This window comes from Bacillus songklensis, assembly GCF_042649685.1.
GTDB classification, from domain to species: domain Bacteria; phylum Bacillota; class Bacilli; order Bacillales; family Bacillaceae_H; genus Bacillus_BA; species Bacillus_BA songklensis.
Window position 1 is genome coordinate 152,503 of sequence record NZ_JBHRZT010000032.1, and the last position, 23,413, is coordinate 175,915.

19 protein-coding genes and 1 pseudogene are annotated in these 23,413 nt (G+C 39.6%); 10 read left to right on the forward strand and 10 right to left on the reverse strand.

The features are described 5' to 3' along the window. Positions 1-26: 26 nt before the first annotated feature. Positions 27-728, reverse strand: a complete 702-nt coding sequence (locus ACFOU2_RS08685) for a hypothetical protein (RefSeq protein WP_377914206.1) — start codon at positions 726-728, stop codon at positions 27-29. Between the two features lie 393 nt (positions 729-1,121). Between ACFOU2_RS08685 and ACFOU2_RS08690 the strand changes: the two genes are divergently transcribed. Both ACFOU2_RS08690 and ACFOU2_RS08695 read left to right on the forward strand, forming a co-directional pair. After that, on the forward strand, positions 1,122-1,904 hold the full coding sequence (locus ACFOU2_RS08690; protein WP_377914208.1) for an alpha/beta fold hydrolase: 783 nt from the start codon (positions 1,122-1,124) through the stop codon (positions 1,902-1,904). Between the two features lie 170 nt (positions 1,905-2,074). Then, a pseudogene (locus tag ACFOU2_RS08695) lies at positions 2,075-2,206 on the forward strand (ATP-binding cassette domain-containing protein); the annotation flags it as partial. Positions 2,207-2,227: 21 nt separating this feature from the next. On the opposite strand, the gene ACFOU2_RS08700 reads toward ACFOU2_RS08695, so the two are convergent. The 6 genes from ACFOU2_RS08700 to ACFOU2_RS08725 all read right to left on the reverse strand — a co-directional run bounded on the left by ACFOU2_RS08700 (position 2,228) and on the right by ACFOU2_RS08725 (position 6,082). Further along, positions 2,228-2,566: a L,D-transpeptidase gene (locus ACFOU2_RS08700; RefSeq protein ID WP_377914210.1), complete on the reverse strand. Its 339-nt coding sequence runs from the start codon at positions 2,564-2,566 to the stop codon at positions 2,228-2,230. Between the two features lie 229 nt (positions 2,567-2,795). After that, complete coding sequence (locus ACFOU2_RS08705) at positions 2,796-3,086, reverse strand: hypothetical protein (RefSeq protein ID WP_377914212.1); 291 nt, start codon at positions 3,084-3,086, stop codon at positions 2,796-2,798. A 529-nt stretch (positions 3,087-3,615) separates the two neighbouring features. Beyond that, on the reverse strand, positions 3,616-4,680 hold the full coding sequence (locus tag ACFOU2_RS08710; RefSeq protein WP_377914214.1) for a hypothetical protein: 1,065 nt from the start codon (positions 4,678-4,680) through the stop codon (positions 3,616-3,618). Between the two features lie 608 nt (positions 4,681-5,288). After that, entirely contained in the window at positions 5,289-5,486 is a 198-nt protein-coding gene (locus tag ACFOU2_RS08715) for a YwbE family protein (protein WP_377914216.1), read from the reverse strand. Next, positions 5,487-5,696, reverse strand: coding sequence for a hypothetical protein (locus ACFOU2_RS08720; RefSeq protein WP_377914218.1), 210 nt, complete (start codon positions 5,694-5,696; stop codon positions 5,487-5,489). A gap of 152 nt (positions 5,697-5,848) precedes the next feature. Next, complete coding sequence (locus ACFOU2_RS08725) at positions 5,849-6,082, reverse strand: TatD family hydrolase (protein WP_377914220.1); 234 nt, start codon at positions 6,080-6,082, stop codon at positions 5,849-5,851. A 236-nt stretch (positions 6,083-6,318) separates the two neighbouring features. Here ACFOU2_RS08725 and ACFOU2_RS08730 point away from each other — a divergent pair, with 236 nt between their 5' ends. Next, positions 6,319-7,908, forward strand: coding sequence for a phosphodiester glycosidase family protein (locus ACFOU2_RS08730; protein ID WP_377914222.1), 1,590 nt, complete (start codon positions 6,319-6,321; stop codon positions 7,906-7,908). Between the two features lie 185 nt (positions 7,909-8,093). Here ACFOU2_RS08730 and ACFOU2_RS08735 read toward each other — a convergent pair whose 3' ends face one another. Then, the gene (locus tag ACFOU2_RS08735) at positions 8,094-8,915 is read right to left on the reverse strand and encodes a Cof-type HAD-IIB family hydrolase (RefSeq protein WP_377914225.1); all 822 of its coding nucleotides are present in this window, start codon (positions 8,913-8,915) and stop codon (positions 8,094-8,096) included. 208 nt (positions 8,916-9,123) lie between these two features. Between ACFOU2_RS08735 and ACFOU2_RS08740 the strand changes: the two genes are divergently transcribed. Beyond that, the gene (locus tag ACFOU2_RS08740; protein WP_377914227.1) at positions 9,124-9,915 is read left to right on the forward strand and encodes an HAD family hydrolase; all 792 of its coding nucleotides are present in this window, start codon (positions 9,124-9,126) and stop codon (positions 9,913-9,915) included. A gap of 460 nt (positions 9,916-10,375) precedes the next feature. On the opposite strand, the gene ACFOU2_RS08745 is transcribed toward ACFOU2_RS08740, so the two are convergent. After that, positions 10,376-11,371 carry an ABC transporter substrate-binding protein gene (locus ACFOU2_RS08745; protein WP_377914229.1) on the reverse strand — a complete coding sequence of 332 codons (996 nt, stop codon included), beginning with the start codon at positions 11,369-11,371 and terminating at the stop codon, positions 10,376-10,378. 321 nt (positions 11,372-11,692) lie between these two features. Between ACFOU2_RS08745 and ACFOU2_RS08750 the strand changes: the two genes are divergently transcribed. Both ACFOU2_RS08750 and ppc read left to right on the forward strand, forming a co-directional pair. Further along, positions 11,693-12,799, forward strand: coding sequence for an S-layer homology domain-containing protein (locus tag ACFOU2_RS08750; RefSeq protein WP_377914231.1), 1,107 nt, complete (start codon positions 11,693-11,695; stop codon positions 12,797-12,799). Positions 12,800-13,327: 528 nt separating this feature from the next. Further along, positions 13,328-16,093: a phosphoenolpyruvate carboxylase gene (gene ppc / locus ACFOU2_RS08755; RefSeq protein ID WP_377914233.1), complete on the forward strand. Its 2,766-nt coding sequence runs from the start codon at positions 13,328-13,330 to the stop codon at positions 16,091-16,093. A gap of 188 nt (positions 16,094-16,281) precedes the next feature. Here the strand turns inward: ppc and ACFOU2_RS08760 are convergent, their stop codons facing one another. Then, positions 16,282-17,535 (reverse strand): replication initiation protein, encoded by a 1,254-nt coding sequence (locus ACFOU2_RS08760; protein WP_377914235.1) that lies wholly within the window; start codon positions 17,533-17,535, stop codon positions 16,282-16,284. Between the two features lie 805 nt (positions 17,536-18,340). Here ACFOU2_RS08760 and ACFOU2_RS08765 point away from each other — a divergent pair. The 4 genes from ACFOU2_RS08765 to ACFOU2_RS08780 all read left to right on the forward strand — a co-directional run bounded on the left by ACFOU2_RS08765 (position 18,341) and on the right by ACFOU2_RS08780 (position 23,255). After that, a complete protein-coding gene (locus tag ACFOU2_RS08765) occupies positions 18,341-19,030 on the forward strand; it encodes a FadR/GntR family transcriptional regulator (protein ID WP_377914237.1) in 690 nt (229 codons plus the stop codon). Between the two features lie 81 nt (positions 19,031-19,111). Next, positions 19,112-20,437, forward strand: a complete 1,326-nt coding sequence (locus tag ACFOU2_RS08770) for an FAD-binding oxidoreductase (RefSeq protein WP_377914239.1) — start codon at positions 19,112-19,114, stop codon at positions 20,435-20,437. 2 nt (positions 20,438-20,439) lie between these two features. Continuing rightward, positions 20,440-21,798, forward strand: coding sequence for a (Fe-S)-binding protein (locus tag ACFOU2_RS08775; RefSeq protein ID WP_377914242.1), 1,359 nt, complete (start codon positions 20,440-20,442; stop codon positions 21,796-21,798). Next, the gene (locus ACFOU2_RS08780) at positions 21,798-23,255 is read left to right on the forward strand and encodes an FAD-linked oxidase C-terminal domain-containing protein (protein WP_377914244.1); all 1,458 of its coding nucleotides are present in this window, start codon (positions 21,798-21,800) and stop codon (positions 23,253-23,255) included. The genes ACFOU2_RS08775 and ACFOU2_RS08780 overlap by 1 nt, the downstream gene beginning before the upstream one ends. The last annotated feature ends 158 nt before the right edge of the window (positions 23,256-23,413 follow it).

The window sequence follows — 23,413 nt, forward strand, 5'->3', positions numbered from 1 at the left end:
GAACAGGGGCATGTTTTTAATATATGTTAATTAAAAAGACTCCACTTTGTATGAATAGGTACCAATTCTTGCTCTTCCTCATCTTCTTCATAAAAACCGCGTTCCTTTAAATATTCTACAAAATATAAGTCTGCCTCTTTACGTTCGTCATATGGTTTCACGGATAGAACAAACCCCAACTTATTTTGCTCCAAACATTCAACACCTGATATGTATGCTTTTACATTGTGCTGTAAGAACAATTCTTTAGCAGGGATAATCAATTCTTTTACGAATTTAGAGATTAATTTCATTTCAAATTCGAATGTAAACCGCTCGATTTTTTCAAGATCCGCAAAAACGACTCCGATAAAACCTGTATTATGTATTTCATATTCTTTCGTTTTTTCTTCCCAGTCAATATGTCCGATTTCCTTTAGATAATTGATGAAATATCCGATTCCTTCACGTCTTCCAAACGACTTCGTTGATAATACCAAACCAATTTTTTTGTATTTCGGCAGGTACACACAAGAGAGATAAGCAGGAGTCCCATGTTCTTCAAACACACAGTTGACACCTTGCAGCAGCCCGTCAAGCACACGATGGGTAAGTTGCATACTCTTTCGAGAGAAGTAATATTCATATTTCATGAGCTCTTCCTTATCTGCAAAGGTTGCACCGATAAATCCTGTATTTGAAATGGTTGTAGGTAGTTTTGCTTTCCCTTTTCTCTGTCTCGCAGTCACCCAAAACACTCCTTAAAGTCCGGTTTTGCATCGTTCACCAACAACACGAACGTTTGTTCCTTTGTTTATATCATACAAAAAATGACACGAAAAGTAAATAGTAAATATATAAATCCACATAAATCAGTTAACATGAGCAAAAAGCGTTCTCATGTCAACCGATTTACGTATAAGGGGCTGCCAATCTCCCTTTCGGGTTCTTGTCAGTCCCTTTGTTTCTAGGATATATGCTTTTAAGAAAAGGATAAAGACAAGAATAAATGTTTAATTTTAAGGATAATCTAAAATTTGTAATAAGCAAGGAATAAATAAGAATTGATCTTTTCCTAAAAACACATTAACCCGGACTAAAAAAACAGTTGGTGTTAATTTATTTTGGAGTGGTAAACAAATATGCCATCAATCAAGATAAACGACAATAAATATTTGCATTATGAGGAGTACGGTCAGGGAATGCCAATAATATTTATTCATCCGCCGGGGATGGGAAGTAAAGTGTTTTATTACCAACATTATTTGTCTAACCGTATAAGGGTTCTCCTTCCTGATTTAAGCGGACATGGAGAAAGTGATAAAGCTGAACAAGAAGTATCTATCTCTTATTACGCAAATGAACTATTGTGTTTTATGGATGCATTAAACATTAATAAAGCAGTTATATGCGGTTATTCTGCTGGTTGTCTAATTGCTCAACATATTGGAATTTATCATCCAAAAAGAGTGGAATTAATGATCCTATCAGGAGCTTATCCTATAGTTGATAACTTTTCCGCTAAAACATTACATAAAATAGGAATGTATATGGTGAAACACCAACTAAATTTGTTAATAAAAGCCATCGCTAGAAGTCACACTGAAGATAACGCGCTAAGAGAGACGCTGATAAATCATATGGAGAAGGCAAATAAAAAAGTTTGGTATGAGTATTATCAGGCTTCGTTACAATATAATTGTTTAGAAAAATTAGATACTTTAACAATGCCTTTGTTGCTTATGTATGGCGCAAAAGGAGATTGGACCAGCCGATATTTAACCTATTATAAAAGTAAATGTAAACATGCCGAACTCTTTTTATTTGAAAAGCAAAGCCATCAATTGCCTACAAAACAATGGAAACCTTTTAATGAACTAATCACAAGATTCATATTAAACAAAGCCAATTTAAAAATGGAGTAGTTCTGCCTCATAACATATCGAAATGTTGCTTTTCCATCCCAATCACACACTTCGAGTAATAGTATCAATATGTCCAAGATTTAGAGATTAATTGTGAATGTCTTGAAGTTTTTGCATCAGAACCTCCCGTTTATTGGTGTGAATCATTTTTCGAACTTTTAACATAAGGTCGGGGAGAATTCATCGTGGTAGTCGGGCCGTCAGGCTGCGGTAAATCGACTACATTAAGAATGATTGCAGGATTTGAAAAGGCCACTGATGGACAGATTATCGCGAACGGTAATGTCGTCAATGACCTGGAGTTTTCTTTTACATTTAGAACCTCATTTATGAATATAGACACGTGTTCCAATAGGAACCATTGATGATAATTCTATAACATCATGGTTATACATCCTAATACATCCATGTGACACATTCTTGCCAATAGAAGCAGGGTTGTTTGTTCCATGTATTCCATAATGAGGTTTGGATAACCCCATCCACAATACCCCGAAAACACGTCCGGGAGGATTACGTTGTTTATTGATAATGGTATATCTTCCTGTAGGTGTTGGAGTTAACATTTTGCCAACAGCAATGGGATATACTTTTATTAACCTATTACCATCATAAAGTTTTAATTGATGTTTGGCTGTTGATACGTCGATCCAGCGTGCCATAAGACCATCTCCAGACAAAACCATTTAACATTTGTATTATTGTATGGAGTTTTTTTGTTTTTGACATAACAATTAAAATACTCGTTTTAAATGGCATGGTTTTAATGGCAAATCAGATTATTTATATTCTCATTTTGGTGTGCAATATTTAATAGAATAAAGGTGAACCGGTTCTATTCCGTAACGTAAGGGTGGTGGCTTTCCATGAAAAAATTTGCGTTACTTTCACTTATTTTTCATCAAGGAGGGCACTACCCCAAGAAACTAAATGGGTAAACACATATTCTTTATTGAATAAAGAATGAAATGAGGATTGGTTTAATGAATTCAGTTGAAAGATTTTTTGGAGGAGACCCTTTCTTTCGTGGGGCTGGAAGACCATTGTTGGGAAGGCCCTTTCCCAGAGGGCTTTTTCTTGGAGGCGTAGTAGGTGGAGTGGGAGGAGGGGTAATAGGAGGCCTAGGAGGGATATTGGTAGGTAATAAGTTATGTAACCGATATAGATATCCGTCTTATCCATACTCCCTATACAGAGGCTATTATTAGTCGTTTTTGAGGCTGATCCATAAGTTCAAAAAATGATGGGTTTTATGTTTTATGCAACATGGACCGTCAATCAAAACCCTTGGTATTACTGGATTTATATAACGGACCATGTTGCGCGGGTGACTCAAAAGGGGCGATTTTTCCCCTTTTGGGTCACCCCCTAGTTTAATTGACATACAAAAGACTCCTTGGTGCTCAAGGAGTCTCTTCATAGGAAGAATTCTGGATCATACAAGATTTTATACAACGTGGATATATATAAATCCACGTAAAGAATTGGACATGAGCCAAAAACGCCCATGCCAAATTCTTTACGCATAAGCGGTCGGCAATCTCCCTTGCGGGTTCTTCCCGACCGCTTATACGAAGACCTTTGTGAGCTTATTCAAGATGAGAGAACAGAAAGGCGCGAATAGAAGAAAGCCCAGTGACGGAGGTTAAAAAATTAAGTTGGATTTATGTACTAAGGTTTTTGTTCAATCTGGATAAGATGGGGCATAAAGTTACTTTTGCCCGTTTAACGCAGATGTACCAACCAAATGATTGTCATGAACTTTTATGGTAAAATCGTCCGTTTGAAAGCCAATAGATGTATTTAAATCTAAAACGTCAACACTTGCTTTAATGTAACCATTGAAAGGGACAGAAGCAACCTCATTTATCGAATCCTCTAATGGAAATACAATTTCATTCCCCTCATGATCAGATGTAATAACTGTCATTTCATAGTAGCCCTCCTCAGAATAAGAATCTTCTTGTTGTTCGTAAAAAGAAAGATTTAACCTGTAGGCAACATCGGTTTTTGGTGTTACCGAAAATGAGAGTGTGTCGTCCCGCACCTTTTTAACTATCGGCGTTTTGAGTAAGCGGTCTTTGTCGATTTTTAATCCGCTAACTTTCTCTAAATATTGATGAAGTTCTTTATTTTCTAATACATTAGGGATATCTTGATTTTCATGCTCCGTTCTTAAATAAAAAGCTTCGTTGCTATAAACATCTTTTAGATCCACTTTTTCTGTGGGGCCATACAGCAAAACATAATCATCAGCGATGATTTCTTCTGGAAACCATTTATGGTGATCACCCGAATAATTCCAAAACGCATCCCAGCGAACCGGTTCATTTCTTAGACCTCTGAGATTTGCCCATTTTGAAAACGGGAAATGATGAGATTTAAAATAATAGTAGGCAAAATGGTGGCCATATTCATGGGAAAGAGTTTCCCTGAAAGAGGAGGGCTCTGTATAAGAGTCACCGTGATACAAAGTAATCGTATTCGTTAAGGCTTGATAACGACCTCGTATATCATAATCAGAATATCCGCCTCTTACTCTGACCTCCTGTAAAAGAGAGATTTCTTGTCCATGTTTATTTTTGATAAGTTCACCATACAACTCTTTTAACTTCTGTTCATCCCATTCTTTTGTATAGCTCAAAAATAAGATGCCTTCAGGTGATCTATATTTTGCATAATAGTTGGAATCATAAGCAATAGAATCCAAGCTTAATAGAATTGGTAAAACAATCAATATACAAATAACGACTCGAATTTTTTTCATTTTCCTCATCATGCTCACTTCCTCATAGCCATTTTATCATGGACATGGCGAAAGGTAATTGGTTTCATTTTTCCAGAAATGTTGGTAAAGCAGTGAATAGAGAGAGGAAAAGATACTTCATAGTTTTTATCATTTTCCGAAAGAATACTCCCGCTTCAAGGAATGTGCAGGGCGTAGCCCAATGAGTAAGTGGGAGTAGTTCAAATAGGCAGGAAAAATAAAAAAAGACGCCTAAAAAGGTGTCTTTTTTGCGTATTGAGGCGATAAACTGCACGCCACATTCGTGCATTTAGCCTCCCGGCATGTCTATCGACTTACACAATTTAGCTCATCGCTCAATAAATATACCATCAATGATTAATAAACACAAGCTATAATAAATGGAAGATCCATATCCATTTCATTCATGTAAAAGTTTAAGGACTCAATGTGCACTCCCGCAAATTTAGTTGCGGGAGTGTTCTTTTTTAACCATACATTATTCTGTGTATTAGAGATGCGGATTGCCATTAATAGTCAAAGAAAATCAAGCATCGCGGTAACGGTCCATCACAGAAAAAATGGATGATGATCGTCATCTGAGGCTTTTGAATCAGCCTCGCTTTTTGTTCGGGGAGCTACTCGCCTATAATTTCTTTCACCCTGCCGACCTGCCCGTCCTGCAGCCTTACCTTGATGCCGTGGGGATGAAAGCTTGATTTTGTTAGAATGTCTTTTACGATTCCGCTTGTCAGTTTTCCCGTTTTTTGGTCTTGCTTCAAAACGATATTCACATGAAGACCCGAAGAAATATTTGTCCGATATTGTCCGTCCATTTAAACACCCGTCCGTTTCCGTTGATTATTTCGTTTTTTCGTTTGCTGGCTTTTCATAGTTTGAGTCGTTTTTACAGGGGAAGCTGCACATCTTCCAGTTGATTGATTCTGCTTTTTGCTTGCGAGTTTTTGCCTGATGGCTTCTTCTAAACTCACTTTTTTTCTCTCTGAAGCTTTTGTGCCTTGCTCTTTAATTTTTAAATTAGACATACAAATAAATCTCCCTTTTAATGATGGACATAAATATCCTTTCTGATCATTATTATAATCGAACAACAACCGATAAGAACATTTTTGGAAACCCATCAAATGATGTTCGGGAATCAAGAAAATGAAAGTACACAGAGAATACGATAAAACCTTTATCCCGAATATAAGGAAATCGTGTTCACATTCAATTGTTGGATGACTTCTTCTAACGGCATTCTCTTTAATGATGCAATCTTTTTTGTCACCTCTTGTAACAGCAAAGGGGACGTTTTTACGTGTTGAAATAGTCCGGAAAAAGGCCAGGGACCGTCTGTTTCGACCAATAGTTTGTCCAGCGGAACATGATGAACAAGCGTTTCATCCCGCTCCCGGTAGCAAACAAACATAGAAAATCTCCTTATCATTGTGTTTATTTTATTACCTTCCCCAAAAAAGTTGTAAACTGTTTCTACTCTTCATTGTTGAAAATCTTGCTTGCACTTGAGTGGTGGCATTTCCGCCGCCTTTACCGATAAAGGAAGAATGAACTTATATTAATATAATTTTTACATTTAAATGAAAATCAGTTTACAATTCTTCTTTATAGTTGATGATATCAAAATTAAAGGAGGAAGATTTACAAGTGCGTCAATATAATCCAAAAAAATTCAAAGCATTGTTTGCATTACCCGCCATGGCTGCTGTGGCGTTAACAGCTGCAGTTACTCCCCCGATTATGGCACATCCAAGTGTTGTACAAGCCTCGGAAACAGCAGAAAAGTCTCTTCCGCTTGGAAATCCTAGCTTAGCAGAATCGAGAGAAGAAACGAAGATTGCGCCAGGTCTTACTCATACTCACATAACTCGTGGTTATCAATCAGAGAAAGATGTTTTTATAGTTGACGTTGGTTTTTTTGAGGAAAAGCAAGAAGCCCAGCTGCTCATGAAGAAATTGGAAGCCGATGGATATGATCCCCGCATGGAAATCATCCACGAGCGTGCATCCGATGATAATGAGAAAGGTCCGCTTGGATATCTTGTGCGTATTGGGTCATTTAAAGAGGAGAAGGATGCCGCAACTCAAAAAGATGAGCTTAAAGGAAAGGGTTACGATAAATCCCGTGTTGTCTATTCAGGTGGAGATGGTGGAAAAACGACAGGACCATGGGCTATAAATGTCCTTGAAATTGATCCAACTAAATTTACGGGAAAAATCACTCCTGAACTAGGGACGGAAGCAGTGCCCGGTAAAGAGAAACTGACAAGTATTGCCGCCCGCACTAAAGCCTTGGCGGCTGTAAATGGAGGATACTTCGTTATGGGACCGAATGACGGTACCGAAGGAGATCTTGCCGGTGTTTCAATGATGAACGGCCATTTGATTAGCGAGGCTGTAAATGGAAGAACGAGCCTTATCTTATCTAATCAGAACGCAAAAATTGCTGCCGTCGAGACTCATCTCCAGGCAATTGTCTCAGATGGAGCAAAACGAGAGATAGACGGATATAACCGCAAGCCTGGTCTTATCCGCGGATGCGGCGGCATTGGCGATACAACGGATACACCTAAACATGATTTCACTTGTACCGATCCAGGAGAACTAATTGTGTTCACACCAGCTTTTGGTCAGACAACAGAGCCTGGAGAGGGAGTTGAAGTTGTCCTCAATTCTGCAAAAGAGGTAATGGAAGTGCGCGATCATCGCGGCGGAAAGATTCCGAATGACGGTATGGTCTTATCAGGTAAAGAAGATGCTGCTGATTGGCTGCTTTCACATGCCAAGCCGGGAACAAAAATGGACATAGATAATCGTATCTTGGCTGATGGAAAACCATTGCCGGTCGACAAGACGGTAGGCATTGTAAACGGCGGCCCGCGTTTATTGCAGCATGGCAGAGTAAATATTGATGCTGCAAATGAAGGATTTCACTGGAACGATAATCCCGAGTTTTATTACAGATTTGGCGAGCGCCGCAATCCACGGACACTGGCGGGGGTAACCAATGATGGAAAAATCCTTTTAGTTACGATAGATGGTCACCAGCCGGGATACAGTGTAGGTGCAAACTTTGAAGAAAGTGCTCGAATCATGCAGGCACTTGGTGCTAAAGACGCGGTAAATCTGGATGGCGGTGGGTCAACAACGATGACGATTGGTTCTGAACTTATTAATCGGCCATCCGATTCAACCGGCGAACGTCCGATTGGAGATGCAATTGTTCTTTTACCTTAAGGGACAGTACAGCGGTGGTTGCTTCCTGCTTTAACAAAGAAAGAAGAAGCACCATATAATGAGCTAAAGCAAAGCCCTGGATTAAACGGAATCCAGGGCTTATTAATGTGCCAATATAAATAAGTCCGCGCCTGAACAGTTCCCTGTACCAGGACTTTTAGTTTGCAGGGGATTTTTTCATCAATTTATACGAAGGATGCCGTTTTCAACACAAACTTCTCCACCACTTTCGCTACTCCGTCATTCATGTTTGTGTCTGTTACGTAATCAGCCTTTGCTTTAATATCGTCCGGTGCATTGCCCATTGCAACACCAAGACCGGCAAACTCAATCATGGCAAGGTCGTTGTAGCTGTCGCCCATGGCAATGACTTCCTCGCGTTTAATGCCAAGCGTTTGAGTTAAATAATCGAGGCTTGTTCCTTTCGTCACACCTACTTCTGTGAATTCCAAGAAGAACGGTTTCGAGCGCATGACGCTTAGCTTGCCCGCTAATTCTTGTTGCAGTTTTTTTTCCACCTCTGCTAGCTTTTCAGCTTCTTTAAGCATCAACACTTTGACAACGGGTTCAGAAACGGCTTCGATAAAGCTACCCACTTCCATAACCGGCATGCCGGTAAGATTACTTTCGATAGATGCATACGGTTCAGCTGTTTCTGTCACAATATGATCGTCTGTATACGTAAGAATCCCGACACCTTCCCGACGGCTGATGTCATATAAGCGATGAGCGGTTTCCGGAGACAAAGTGCTGCTGAAGAGCTCTTCGTTTGTTTGGCAATTGATAATTTTGGCACCGTTAAAAGACAAAATGTAGCTCCCATATTCTTCTAGACGCAAGTCTTTGGCAATGCTGCGCATTCCATAAGTAGGGCGGCCGGACGCCAATACCACTTTAACCCCTAACTCTTGTGCATCCATCAATGCTTGTTTTGTACGCGAAGAAATCGTCAGATCGTCGCGAAGCAATGTATCATCCAAGTCTAGTACAATCATTTTATATGTCATGGTTACTTTTCCCTTCTATATGAACTTACAACTTCTTATCCTACTATAAATGAGTAAAAATGGGTACCACTATTGGTTAGAGAAAAGGAAATCTATCAAAGATATGGGATGTTCCTATTTACTTATCATCAAATTCCTTGTAATCTGTTGTTTGAATAGTAAAATTTTTAAGATAACAACTAGGAAAAGAAATGAGGGACATGCTACTATGATTAAAGCGATCTTTTTTGACCTTGATGATACGCTGCTCTGGGATCAAAAGAGTGTAAAGGAAGCTTTTGCAGCAACTTGCCGAATAGCAGGACAAAAATATGACATTGATCCTGAAGTGCTTGAAGAAGCAGTTCGCAGGGAAGCGAGAGAACTATATTCCTCCTATGAAACATATGCTTTTACACAAATGATTGGCATTAATCCATTCGAAGGATTGTGGGGAAATTTTTTAGACGATGATGACAATTTCCGAAAAATGAAAGAGATTGTTCCTGTATATCGTAAGGAAGCATGGACAAGAGGGTTGAAAGCATTAGGAATCGATGATCCTGAATTTGGCTATGAATTAGCGGAGCGCTTCCCTGTCGAGCGCCGCAATAACCCATTTGTATATGAAGAAACGTTTAAAGTGCTAGACCGCTTAAAAGGGAAGTACCAGCTCTTGCTTTTAACAAACGGATCACCAGATTTGCAAAATACGAAACTAGATATAACTCCTGAGCTCGTTCCTTATTTTGATCACATTGTTATTTCCGGGGCATTCGGCAAAGGGAAGCCAGACCCTTCCATTTTCGAGCATGCCTTGACACGGATGTCGCTCCATAAAGATGAAGCCATCATGGTAGGCGATAACTTAATGACAGATATTCTTGGTGCATCTCGTGTTGGTATGAAATCCGTTTGGATTAATCGCCATAACAAGGAACGAAATGAAGTAGTTCCTGATTACGAAATCAAGCATTTGGAGGAGCTTTACCCAATTCTTGACGCCCTTAATAAGAAATAGGGATGGTTATAGATATAAATAGGTCAGCCCGGCTATAATACTGGATATTTTTTCTGAGCAAAGCTATTTTCGTATGAAAGGCATAATCTCTTTGAAACATAAAAAATCCCTTCTCCAAAGGAGATGGGATTTTTTATATATATATTCCACTTAATAACTCGACACATCTTCATTCAATCAAGAGGCATCACAATCGGTGATCCAGACAACTTGAATTCGCCCTCAAGGGTTCACCTAAGCGGTTGGCGCCAACCCCTCAAGGGGGGGTGCCAGCCGCTTAGGTCTAGAAAATTTGGCATGGCCGTTCTTTGGTCAGGTCGAATTTTCTAAATCGATCTATATACAAGGGAAATGATGGCATCCAATCAAATAGTGTTTTAAAATAGTTGTTTCTTCAAGAGAAAAATAACCTGCCATAAGAAAACATACGGCAGGTTATTACAAGATGATAAAGCGGCCTTTATTCACCCACTATTTTGGCATTTTTCATCATTTCTTCGGTTAAGGTTATGCCTTCTTGCTCAGCCGCTTTCTTGTTGATGACGAGCTCCAGGTTTTCAGGAAAGCCGACTGGAATATCGCTCGGCTTCTTGCCTTCTAGAATTTCAACCGCCATCTTTCCGGTTGCATATCCGAGGTCATGGTATTCAAAACCATATGAAGCAAATGTTCCGCGTTTTACCGAATCGCCCTCTCCGACAAACGTCGGGATCTTTTTCTCATTCGCTACTTTTATGACCGATTCAAGAGCAGCAACTACAGTGTTGTCCTTTGGTATGTAGAAAACGTCGGCCCGCCCTACTAATGATTCAGCTGCTTGTTTCACTTCTGAACTCGTTGACACTGTTGTTTCCACCGCTTCTAAGCCGATTTCTTTTATTACTTTCTTTGCGTTTTCTACGTTGACAACAGAGTTTGGTTCCCCGGAGTTATAGATAATCCCCACTTTTTTGGCGTCTGGAATAAATTCTTTAATAGAGCTGATGGTTTTCTTAATGGCCTCCGGGTGAGTGTCAGAAGTGCCGGTAACATTTCCGCCCGGCTGCTCGATGCTGTTGACAAGCTTAGCTCCAACCGGATCGGTAATGGCTGTAAACAAGATCGGAATATCCTTTGTTGATTTGACAGCAGCCTGGGCGCTCGATGTAGTGATGGCCAGAATTAAATCATTTTGGTCAGCGACCAGGTTTTGCGCAATCATCATGTTATTGTTCATGTCACCCTGGGCATTCTGGTAATCGATCTTTAAGTTCTTTCCTTCTTCATAGCCGGCATCTTTCAATGCAGCAATAAAGCCTTCTCTCGAAGCATCTAAAGAAGGATGCTCAACCAATTGTGTGATACCTATTTTCACGGTTTTCTTTTCTTCCTTGTTACCGCTTACTTTACTCCCCGAACCGCAGGCAGTGAGCATGAATAATGCTCCACACAGTAACGCTAGTAAAATCTTTTTCATTCGGTTTCCTCCTCGGCCAGTTTGACTGTTTTTTTAGGACCGTTTTATCTCGAGCATTTGCAAATAAGTATACGAAGCCAAATGATATTATGATAGCTTCAAGAACGATCCCAATCCGTTTTATTTAGATAATTTGTAATATTTCGATAATATCATACCTAATAACCTAGAAACAATAGTAAATTGTCGATCATTCGGATTTCTTGGGTAATCATGTAGGTATTGATTGACTTTAATTTGTTTTAAGATGAAACTTTATCCAAAATGCTGCGTTTCATAAGGTGATAACCATGTTTTCACTTTTACAAATGGAGGTCAAAAATGAAGAAAATTAGTTTAGTAGTGTTATCCTTTATTTTGTTGTTAAGTCTCATTATTCCGACTTTCAATCATGTGCAAGCAGCGGTCTCATTTAAAGATGTACCAAGCCATCATTGGGCGAAAAAAGAAATTGATTATCTTGTCGATAACGGAATTATTACGGGCTATAAAGATGGCACATTTAAGCCTAATAATAACGTGACCAATGCCCAAGTTGCATTGATGCTGGTAAGAGCTTTAAAGTTAAACACTAACGGTCGTCCTAACCCTAATCTGACAGATGTACCCTCTACTTATCATGCATACAAAGAAATTGCTGCTGTCATTGAGGAAGGCATTTTCCCTAAAGAGAAGAAATTTAATCCTAATAGCCCAATCACCAGGGAAGCAATGGCGAGGGTATTGGCGAAGGCATTTAAACTTCAAGGAAACAGCGGCATTTATTTCACTGATGTCCCAACTTCTTATTGGGCTTATCAATACATTGTAAAGATTGCGTTAAATAATATTACGACCGGTTATAGCGACAGTACATTCAAACCGAAAAATACTGTAACCCGTGCCCAATTTTCCGCCTTTATCGCTCGCTCATTAAATGAGGCATTTAAACCCTGTCCAGAAAATAGATCGATTACAAGCGGTTTGAAGCTTAATCCTGCTAAAACATATGTATACAATTCTTTTGATGCTTGGGGAAGCACGAAAAAGGCAACCTGGTCTTACAGCGGTACAGACAACGGGCAAGACATTTGGAATGCTGTATACGAAAGCGAACAAGGGCAATTTTCTCAAAAATATAGTTATATTGAGAACAAAGAGGGAATGACAGTTGGATTTTACAATGCCGATTCCGGGCTGCACATTCCTTATCCTTTAACTCTTAACAAAAAGTGGAGTGTAAATCGTGAGGGTATGACAATGAACTATGCCGCTACGAGTCTAACAAAAACAATCACAACACCAGCCGGCACGTTTCATAACGTCATAGAAATTAAGAATGACGATGGATACTATTATTATTACGTTCAAGGAGCAGGCCACATCCTGACGGTGGATGCCACGAAAAAACCAGCTAAAAAGATCCTTGAATTGGTTAAGCTTCATTAATCATAAAGACAGAGGGTGACTCAAATGGTATGCTTTTTCTACCTTTTAAGTCATCCTTTTTTAATGTATAAATCCAACTTAATTTTTTAACCTCTGTCATCCAGCCTTCTTCAATTTGCGCTTTTCTGTTCTCTCACCCTGAGCAGGCTTACAAAGGTCTTATGTGGATTCATATATACGATCAGTCAAAAACAATCGATGAAAAATCCGGCGCTTTGGTAACGTTTTCTCCTACAGTTGAAATTCATGAATGGAGAAAGTGAAGAAATCATTTTTTATAAAAATATTCAAAAAAATAGAATAATTGATTGTGAAAAAGTTTCAATGCTGGTAGAATGGAAAAAATCAAGAAAGTTTCTTAACCACTAATATGGACGTGATACGTTTAGATGGAACCTCGTATGTCCATATCGATTTTTATGGAATTTATTTTCCTGTTGGAATCTAGAAAAATACTAGCCAAAAGGCACATGTATTTTCTTAATAATCTTTGGAACTCTAAAATATTCTTGAAAGGCTGGGGGTACATTGACAGCGAAGTTATCAGAAAAGAAGCAAAGTTATAACAATCCATTACAACAAGATGTAACATTTCTCGGACAATTGCTGAATAACGTCCTCATCCATGAAGGAGGACAAACTTTAGCTGATAAGATAGAGAAAATCCATAGAATGGCAAAATCCTTGCGTGATGATAATAATCCTTCTACTTATGAAGAATTAAAAGAAGAAATGATCAATTTAAAACCGCCATTAAGACAAAATGTCATTCGTTTTTTTTCTATTTATCTACAACTTGTCAATATTGCCGAGCAAAATCACCGTATTCGACGTCGCCGTGAATATCAACATCAGGAGGAGGCATTGATTCAACCCGGTTCTCTGGAAGCCGGTGTTGCATCTTTAATTGAGAATCAAATCTCACCTGAGACGGTTACGGACTTGCTGCAGACGTTATCTCTCGAACTCATTATCACAGCACATCCGACAGAAGCGACAAGAAGGACTGTATTGCAAATTCACCAACGCATCGCCAATTTGTTAAAGCAATTGGATCAACCATGTACAAAACGTGAAAGAAAAGCGATTGAAGAGAGTTTGTTTAATGAGATTACAGCTTTATGGCAAACGGATGAATTAAGGGACAAGAAGCTTACTGTCATGAATGAAGTTTCAAATGGTTTATATTATTTTGATGAAACTTTATTTGACGTTTTGCCTCAAATTCATCAAGATTTAGAAGAGGTGCTCTTTGAACAATACGATCAAAAATGGAAGGTACCCACTTTTCTGCGGTTTGGTTCATGGATTGGCGGCGATCGTGACGGAAATCCGAATGTAACCGCTGAAATGACGTGGAAAACGTTAAAACGACAACGTCATTTAGCCATAACAAAATACAAAGAGTCACTTGAAGAATTAAGGAAGCGATTAAGTCACTCCACAAAAAGAGTGCAAGTAAGCGATGAGCTGGCTGCCTCAGTCGAGAAGGAAATGAGCTTGCTGGAAGAAGGGAAAAAATGGAGAAACGAAGATGAAGTATATCGCTGTAAAGTAACCATTATGCTTGGGAAACTGCAGTACGTGGGTCCAAACAAGAGCGGATATCGTTCATCTGACGAATTGCTTCATGATTTAGACATGATTCAAAAAAGTATAGAAACCCATCACCCAAATGGCTACACCTTAAAACTGCTTCAAAAATTAAAACGTCAAGTGGAGCTGTTCGGGTTTCATTTGGCTTCTCTTGATATCCGAAACCATAGCGGTGAACATGAATCCGCCATTACAGAAATCTTTCATGCAGTAAATATTGCTCCTGACTATAAGGCATTGACGGAAGAGGAAAAAGTAGATGTTTTAACAAAGGTTCTCCGGGATCCAAGGCCTTTAATTTCTATCTTTGATACTCATTCGCCAGAAACCCAAGAGATCATTGAAGTATTTCGAATGATTAAAAAAGCCCATGAGGAGTTTGGAGAACGGGCAATTGAGGTCTATTTGATCAGCATGACACAATCAGTAAGCGACTTATTAGAGGTGCTGGTACTAGCGAAAGAAGTTGGGTTATATCGCGTTTATCCAGATGGCCGGATTGTGAGCAAGCTTCATATTGCGCCGTTACTGGAAACGATTGATGATTTAACATTCGGGCCAAAAATGATGGAGCAATTATTCCAAATAGATTTGTACCGCAAGCATTTATCCGCTCGTAACGATTTACAAGAAATTATGCTTGGTTATTCTGACAGCAGTAAAGATGGAGGGACCCTTACAGCCAACTGGAAACTTTATAAAGCGCAGCAAGAAATTCATGATATTGCCAAAAAGTATGATGTTCGTTTAAAGTTTTTCCATGGTCGCGGCGGTTCATTAGGCCGCGGGGGCGGCCCTCTTACTCGAAGTCTTTTATCACAGCCTTCTGAAACATTAGGTGATGGAGTAAAAATCACGGAACAAGGCGAAGTCCTTTCCTCCCGTTACTTGCTTTCCGAAATTGCCTATCGCAGTCTCGAACAAGCGACGACTACATTGTTGACAGCGATCGCTCACATTTCAAATGAAGCGGAACAAAATCATTCGCGTTCTGTAGAATGGGAGCAAGCGATGGATGAAATTTCAGCCTATGCTTTAGAAAAATATCAATCACTTGTTTTTAAAGATCCTGACTTTTTAGCATACTTTAAACAAGCTACACCTTTACTTGAACTAGGTGCTCTTAATATCGGTTCAAGACCAATGAGCCGAAAAGGAAGTGAGCGCTTCGAGGATCTAAGGGCCATTCCATGGGTATTTGCTTGGACACAAAGCCGCCAATTACTGCCTGCCTGGTTTGCCGCGGGCACCGGATTGCAGCGTTTTGTGCAGAAACAAGGAAACTTGGATTTGTTGCGGCACATGTACCGCACCTGGCCGTTCTTCCGTTCCACGATTGACAATCTGCAAATGGCTTTAACAAAGGCAGATTTGACAACGGCAAAAGAGTATGCCGGCATGCTCAAAAATGAAACGGTCGGGCAAAGAATTTTTGGCGAAATTACGAGAGAGTATAACCGAACGAAGGAAATGGTCCTGCAAATTACAGAACAAACCGATTTGCTTGATCATATTCCAAATATTAAGGAGTCTGTTCGACTTCGCAATCCATATGTTGATCCATTAAACTTTCTTCAAGTTCAACTTATTTCAGAGCTTCGTCAAAAGACAGAGAAGGACGAGGATGCTAATCAGTTGTTACGTGAAGTACTGCTTACGATCAATGGTGTTGCTGCGGGTTTGAGAAATACAGGCTGAAATATAAAAGGGGGTGACCCAAAAGGGGAAAAATCGCCCCTTTTGAGTCACCCCACGCAATATCTTTATCTTTTCTTATTAGCTAAAAAAGATGGGCACTTATGCGTAAAGAATTTGACACGGGCGTTTTTGGCTCATGTCAAATTCTTTACGTGGATTTATATAGTTTGGGGAGCACACCAAAAATGTTATAGTTCATTCTTATACTTTTCGAGCTCTTCCCTTAGCTCTTTTCTCATTTTTAAAAACTCTTCCTCTTCCATAGGGCTTGGAAGGTCTTCAGGTTTAAAGCCTAAGGCATCAAAAAATTTTTCTTTCACTTTGGTAAAGATATAAAGGGCATCCTCAGATGGGACACTGAGCTTGTCACCTATATCCTGTATAGCTTTTTCTTCAATGAGCCAATAGGGCAGCTTTTGCCTTGAATTTCGATAACGCGAAATTAAATAAAGCAAAAGATCCTGTTCTTTTTGCCGGGAATCCGCAACGGCCGCTTCAAGAACACCATCAGCGGACTCGCGTAGCATATATGTTATGTATCCGATCGGGTTTTTAATATTTTTCTTGCGTGTCGTTTCCTCTATTACATGGATAACTCGTTTTTCCCCGTATTTTTCCACCCACTTATGATAGATCTCTTCGGTTAAATGCACCCCCAGCGAAAGAGCCAGGCCCTTTAAGCGTTCATAAGAAGAAGGAACGGGCTGAAGAGATTCAAATGTATCTTCAAAAAGATTTAGTTGTTTAGGCGTTTTTTTCCTCGATTTTATCACAAACTTCACTTTTTCTACTCGCCGGCCGCTTTTCATCTCTTCCAGCTCGAACGTAATATCAGTCTTCTTTCCTAGTTCCTTTTGGGCCGGAACTAAAACACGTTGTTTAAAGTTTCCATATGCCGGATATAAGTCTTCAACACCCAACAACCGTCGTAAGTGTTCAAGGCTAAAGGTTCTTTCCTGCACTCTTTCATATTGCTTGAGCAGCTCATAAATGCGGATGGCATACGAGCTTTTTAATTTCACCACATTGTCCAATTTATAACTAGTGAACTCTTTCTTTAACTGCAATAGATAAGGACGAAGGAAAGGGTCAAAACGAATATCAATCGTCCCCTCGGTTTCATTGTAAGCTACATATGAAAGCCAAGCGACCTGGATGACTTTATTCTCAATCCGGACTTCAAACACTTTTTGCATAAGATCTTTCGTAATTTTTCGCAACTCGGTATATTTAGGTGTTCCTTTTAATCCAAGCAATTTATTAAACTCTTTGATCGGCAAAGTATATGTCTTAAAATCCGAATCATCAGGTTGAATTTTGCTTGCAATACAAAGAATGATTTTCTGCTCAGTCACACCTAGTTTATAATTCGCTTCAATTAAAAGGTTTGATTTCGTGACCAAGTTATTTGTGTTAGCTTCAACGATCTCTGACTTATACAACAGGGATTCCTCCTTAAACGCTAACATCATTATGACAAAATTCGAATTATAACGAAAGAAATTTGTTGTGATGATTAAATAGTTGAAATAATACGAATCTTCTTATTTTTTATATGTTTTTTAGGTGGAGTACGCACCAAAAATGTTATAGTTCGCACCAAAAATGTTATAGTTTAGACACCAAAAATGTTATGTTCGCACCATTTTTGTTATAGTAGCACCAAAAATGTTATCATTCGCACCATTTTTGTTATCATTCAAGCACCAAAAACGTTATCATTCGCACCATTTTTGTTATAGCAGCACCAAAAACGTTATTATTCGCACCATTTTTGTTATTATTCAAGCACCAAAAACGTTATCATTCGCACCATTTTTGTTATCATTCACACCAAAAATGTTATCATTCACACCATTTTTGTTATAGTTGGAGGTCCGAACACTAATATTATCAAGGCTCAGCAAGGACTGAAAACAATAAAAACAGTTAAAACAATGAAAACAAATTTGTAAAACACATAAAACAAAGAGGAGTGTCGAATTTTGCGCCCCAATTGAAAAAGTCATACCCCATTGACGGATTAATGGTGCTACCATCAATCTATGATTTTGAGAAACGCAAAAGATCCTATGAATTATTAAAAGAAGCAGCAGGTGAATCATTTATTTTTTTTTTTTTTTTTTTTTTTTTGATTTTTTTATAAATTCCAAAAATTCATTGAAAAACCCTCATATAAGTGGTTTAATAAACGTAAATATATAACATATCAGATATGTGATGTCTGAAAAGTAAGGAGGGGGATTTGTGAATGTAAAGAAAATATCGACAAAGAAAGTGTCTGAATCAGTTGCAGAAGAAATTGAAAAGATGATAGAGTCTGGAACGTTTCGGGCAGGTGAAAAACTTCCGTCCGTCCGTGAGCTCTGTGATTTGTTCGATGTCGGACGTTCTTCAGTCCGTGATGCCATCACAACACTGAAGGGGAAAGGCACCGTTTATGTGAAGCAAGGGGAAGGAACCTTTGTTTGTAAATTTGATTCAACGAAACTATTTAACCCTCATTTATTACTCCCCAGTTCTAGAGACATCCGTGAATTGTTTCAAGCAAGAAAAATAGTGGAGGCCGGTATAGCGGAAATGGCCGCATTAAATCGGTCAGAGAAAGATTTGCAGCTTATAAAAGAAAGCGTTTCCAATCAATTGGTCAATGGGTGGGAATCCGATTACCATTTTCACATGGCAATTGCGAAAGCGACAGGCAACCAAATTATGATTCAGTTCATGCAATTTATCTCAACTACGACTAAAAAAGCCATGATCGATTTTCATCATTATATCCAAAAAAATGAGAGCACTGTTAAAACCATTGTAAAACAACATGCTCAAATCTATGAGTCAATTAAACGAAGAGAACCCAAAAAAGCTAATCAGATGATGATTGAACACTTAAATTTTGTGGAAGAACTTTTGCAAAATAGTGTATGGCAGCAATGATCAAATACGTAATATAAACTATATTTTTACACATTTATAGAAACGATGTTTCTTATTGTGAAACATCTGGAGGTGTTGGTATTGATCGCAGCAGAACTTTTGACAGAATTAAAGTCTATTTTGCCTGAAAACCAAATGAAAGAGGGAGAAAGCGAAAGCCATCCGCTAGGAAATAGCGGCCAAGTAACTGTTTATCCAGAATCAGAAGAAGAAATCGCAAACATTATAAAGTACGCAAACAATCATGAAAAAAAAATATCGGTGATTGGAGGCGGAACGAAAAGAGGGTTTGGAGGTCTCCTTGAAAAAGCTGATATCCTACTCTCCTTAGCGAACTACAAAGGGATTGTGGAACATACGGTTGGAGACATGACATTAACCGTTAAACCAGGTACTCCGTTTAAAGAATTGCAAGAGTATTTAGCGGAACATAACCAAAAGATTTCACTGGATCCTGCTTGGCCGGAATATGCAACGATTGGGGGGATCATCGCATCAAATGAAAGCGGTCCCAAACGTCTTGGCTATGGATCTGCCAGAGACGTGGTGATTGGATTGAAAATGGTTTATCCAGATGGGACCATTATCCGCTCAGGTGGAAAAGTCGTAAAAAATGTGGCCGGTTATGATATGAATAAACTGTTTATCGGCTCAATGGGTACATTGGGAGTGGTATCTGAAGTGACGCTGAAGCTTCGTCCGCTGCCAAAGTATGAAAGTCTTGTTCTCTTATCCTTCCCCGAAGGAAATCTTGAGGAAATCCGATCATTTGTCATCAACCTTTTAGATTCCATGATGGAACCCATCTCTGTTGAAGTGTTAAGCCCATCTTTATCAGAAAAGCTGACGGGTCAAAGTTTTTATACATTAGCGATTGGCTTTGAAGACGTCGAAAGTTCCGTCCATTACCAAGAGGATTTTGTCAAGAACATTCAGCCTGCCAAAACGAACATGATGATTCTTCAACAAAAAGAAGCACAAGGTTTTTGGAATACATTTTATACAATCGGACCGAATGGCGCAGAACGCCCTGCCGGTAAAGAAACAGAGGCAGCCTTGAAAATCGGTGTGACCAATCTGGATGTTCTCCATGTCATAAAAGAAAGTCAACTCTTACAAGACGGCCATAACTTAGTGATTGAAGCACATGGCGGATTAGGGCATGGATTATGCCAAGTTCATTTAAAAGGTGCCAGTGAAGATATCGTATCAGCCATCCACCAACTAAGACATTCTGTTACACAACTAGGCGGGTACGCCATTGTGAAACATTTGCCTTTTGCGCTCCGTCAGAAAGTAAATGTTTGGGGTGACAAACCGTCATATTTCTTCCTATTAGAAGGAATTAAATCAAAGGTGGACCCAAACAGAGTTCTTAATCATAAACGATTCGTGGGAGGGATATAACTGTGAGTCTAAGAGAAGGCGATATAAAGCAAGACCCGGCATGTACGACAGGTAGCTTAAGCAATTATCTTTGGAGCGATCCGCCTGACGAAAACAAATGGGCAGATTGCGTTCACTGTGGAATGTGTTTGGAATCATGTCCAACTTATGAGCAGACAGGCCAGGAACAGCATTCTCCCCGCGGGCGTGTCCATCTCATTAAATCTGTTGCAGAAGGAAAACTTCAAGTGAATGAGCAATTTATGGATCCTGTTTTTGCGTGTTTGGACTGTCGTGCATGTACAACGGCCTGTCCTGCTGATGTCGATGTAGGTGGATTGATTGAAGAAGCACGCGGTCAAATTCGCCAAGCGATGCCATTAACAGGGTGGAAAAGAACAGTAAACAAATTCTTCCTGCAGGGATTGTTTCCACATCAAGACCGATTGAATTCATTAGGCAGCTTGTTAAAGTTCTATCAAAAGAGCGGAATGCAAAAGGTCGTTCGAAAAACGGGGCTTATCAATATCATGCCACGGCACTTAGTTGAGATGGAAGCGATCATGCCGGAAGTAAAAGAGCCCGTACGCCAAAAGTACAAGAATGAAAAGGTCATTAAAGCAAAAGGCGAAACAAAGAATGAAGTGGCGTTCTTAACCGGATGTGTGATGGATGTCATGTTCAGTGATATTAATGAGGCTACGATTAATGTATTAACACGTAACGGAAATGACGTTACAATCCCACAAAAGCAAACGTGCTGCGGGGCGCTGCATATTCATGCCGGTGACCGTGAAACAGGAAGAAAGCTTGCGAAGCAGAATATTGAAGCGTTTAAAGATTCCGATAAAATCATCGTGAATGCTGCTGGTTGCGGCTGTATGTTGAAAGAATATCCGGAATTGTTCCGTGAAGACCCGGAGTGGCATGAGAAAGCGGAAGAGTTTTCTGCAAAGGTAGAAGACATTTCAAAATACCTTCATGACACAGGGTATGAAAAACCGAAAGCAGAACTGAAAACAAGAATTACGTATCATGATGCGTGTCACTTAGCGCATGGCCAAGGAGTGCGTCAGGAGCCGCGTGATATCCTGCTTGACATTCCTGGTGTAGAAATGGTGCACATGCCAAACGCAGACCGCTGCTGCGGAAGTGCCGGCATTTATAACATTACGAATCCGGAAATGGCTGGAGCCGTACTCGAAAGTAAAATGGAAAATGTTCCTGAAGATGTTGAAATGATTTCAATGGGGAACCCTGGATGTATGCTTCAGATGGCGATGGGAGTACAAAAATACGGAAGAAACCAAAAAATTGTTCATACCATTCAGTTGCTGGATTGGGCATATCAAAAAGAGGATGGCTTAAAGGAGGGGAACTAATGGCGGTAAAAGAGGTCAAAACAAAAGATAAACATATAAAAAATCTAGCCAATATTGTTGGAGGAGCCCGTTCCATTCTTTACAATAAGGAAGATTTGCTTGCATATGACTGTGATGGCTTTACGATTCATAGGCATTTGCCTAAAGCGGTTGTTTTCCCAAAAGACACACAGGAAGTGGCGGAAATCGTAAAATATTGCTCTGAAAATCATTTGCCTTTCCTTGCTCGCGGGGCTGGAACTGGTCTAAGCGGCGGGGCTATTCCATTAAATAACGAGGTTATTATTAGTTTAGTAAGAATGAAGCGTCTCTTAAGTGTAGACCTCGAGAATAGACGTGCCGTAGTGGAACCGGGCTTTATTAACCTTAAGCTGACGAACTCAATCTCTGACAAAGGGTATTATTATGCACCGGATCCTTCGAGCCAGTACTGCTGTACGATTGGCGGAAATGTCGCCGAAAATGCCGGAGGGGCACACTGTCTTAAATATGGTGTCACCACTAACCATATCCTGGGGCTAGAGGTTGTTTTACCGAACGGAGAAATTATTGAAATCGGAAAAAATGGGATTCCCGATGCACCAGGATATGATTTGCTGGGGCTGTTAACAGGATCGGAAGGGACATTAGGCATCGTGACAAAAATAACGGTTCGAATTTTGAAAAACCCGGAAGCGAAGCAAACGGTGTTGGCTTATTTTGATAAGGTTTCAGATGGAAGCCAAGCGGTGTCTGATATTATCTCGACAGGCATTGTTCCAGCTGCCCTTGAAATGATGGATAAAACAGCCATTGAGGGTGTTGAAGCCGCCGCATTTCCTGTAGGGCACCCTAGAGACATTGAAGCATTATTGCTGATTGAAGTGGATGGAATTTCTGCTGGTATCGAGGAGCAGATTAATCAAATTCTGGAAGTATGCAAAAAAAGAAACGTTCGTGAAGTGAAAGTAGCCCAAGATGAACAAGAAAGAGGAAGATGGTGGGCCAATCGTAAAACGGGATTTGGTGCAATGGGGGCTATTTCTCCGGACTATTTAGTACAAGACGGGGTTATACCAAGAAGCAAGCTGCCGGAAGTGTTAAGTAGAATCAACAAAATTAGTGAAGAGTACGGCCTGCGCATTGCTAATATTTTTCATGCTGGAGACGGCAATCTTCATCCGCTTGTTCTTTTTGATGCTAGAAAGCCGGGCGAAACCGAAAGGGCACTAGAGGCTGGAAGTGCATGTCTGCAAGTATGTGCTGATGTTGGCGGGTCCATCACGGGTGAGCATGGAGTCGGAATCGAAAAAAGAGAAGAAATGCGCTTTGTTTTCAATGATGAAGAAATAATTGCACAGACAGATATTCGCGAAGTGTTCAACCCTAAAAATCTATTAAATGCGGGAAAATTATTCCCAACTCCGGGACGTTGTGCAGAAATAAAGAAAGAGATGAAAGCAGTTGCCCCATCATAAAAAATACAAAAATAGAAAATGAAGAAATTTTATGAAAATTATTGAAATAAATCCACCTCCATGATATTATTTTTTTAGCAAATTATGAAACAGTGTTTCGTAATAACAAACAACAAGGGCATAGACAGATAATTGGTTGTAACAAACGAATTTTCATT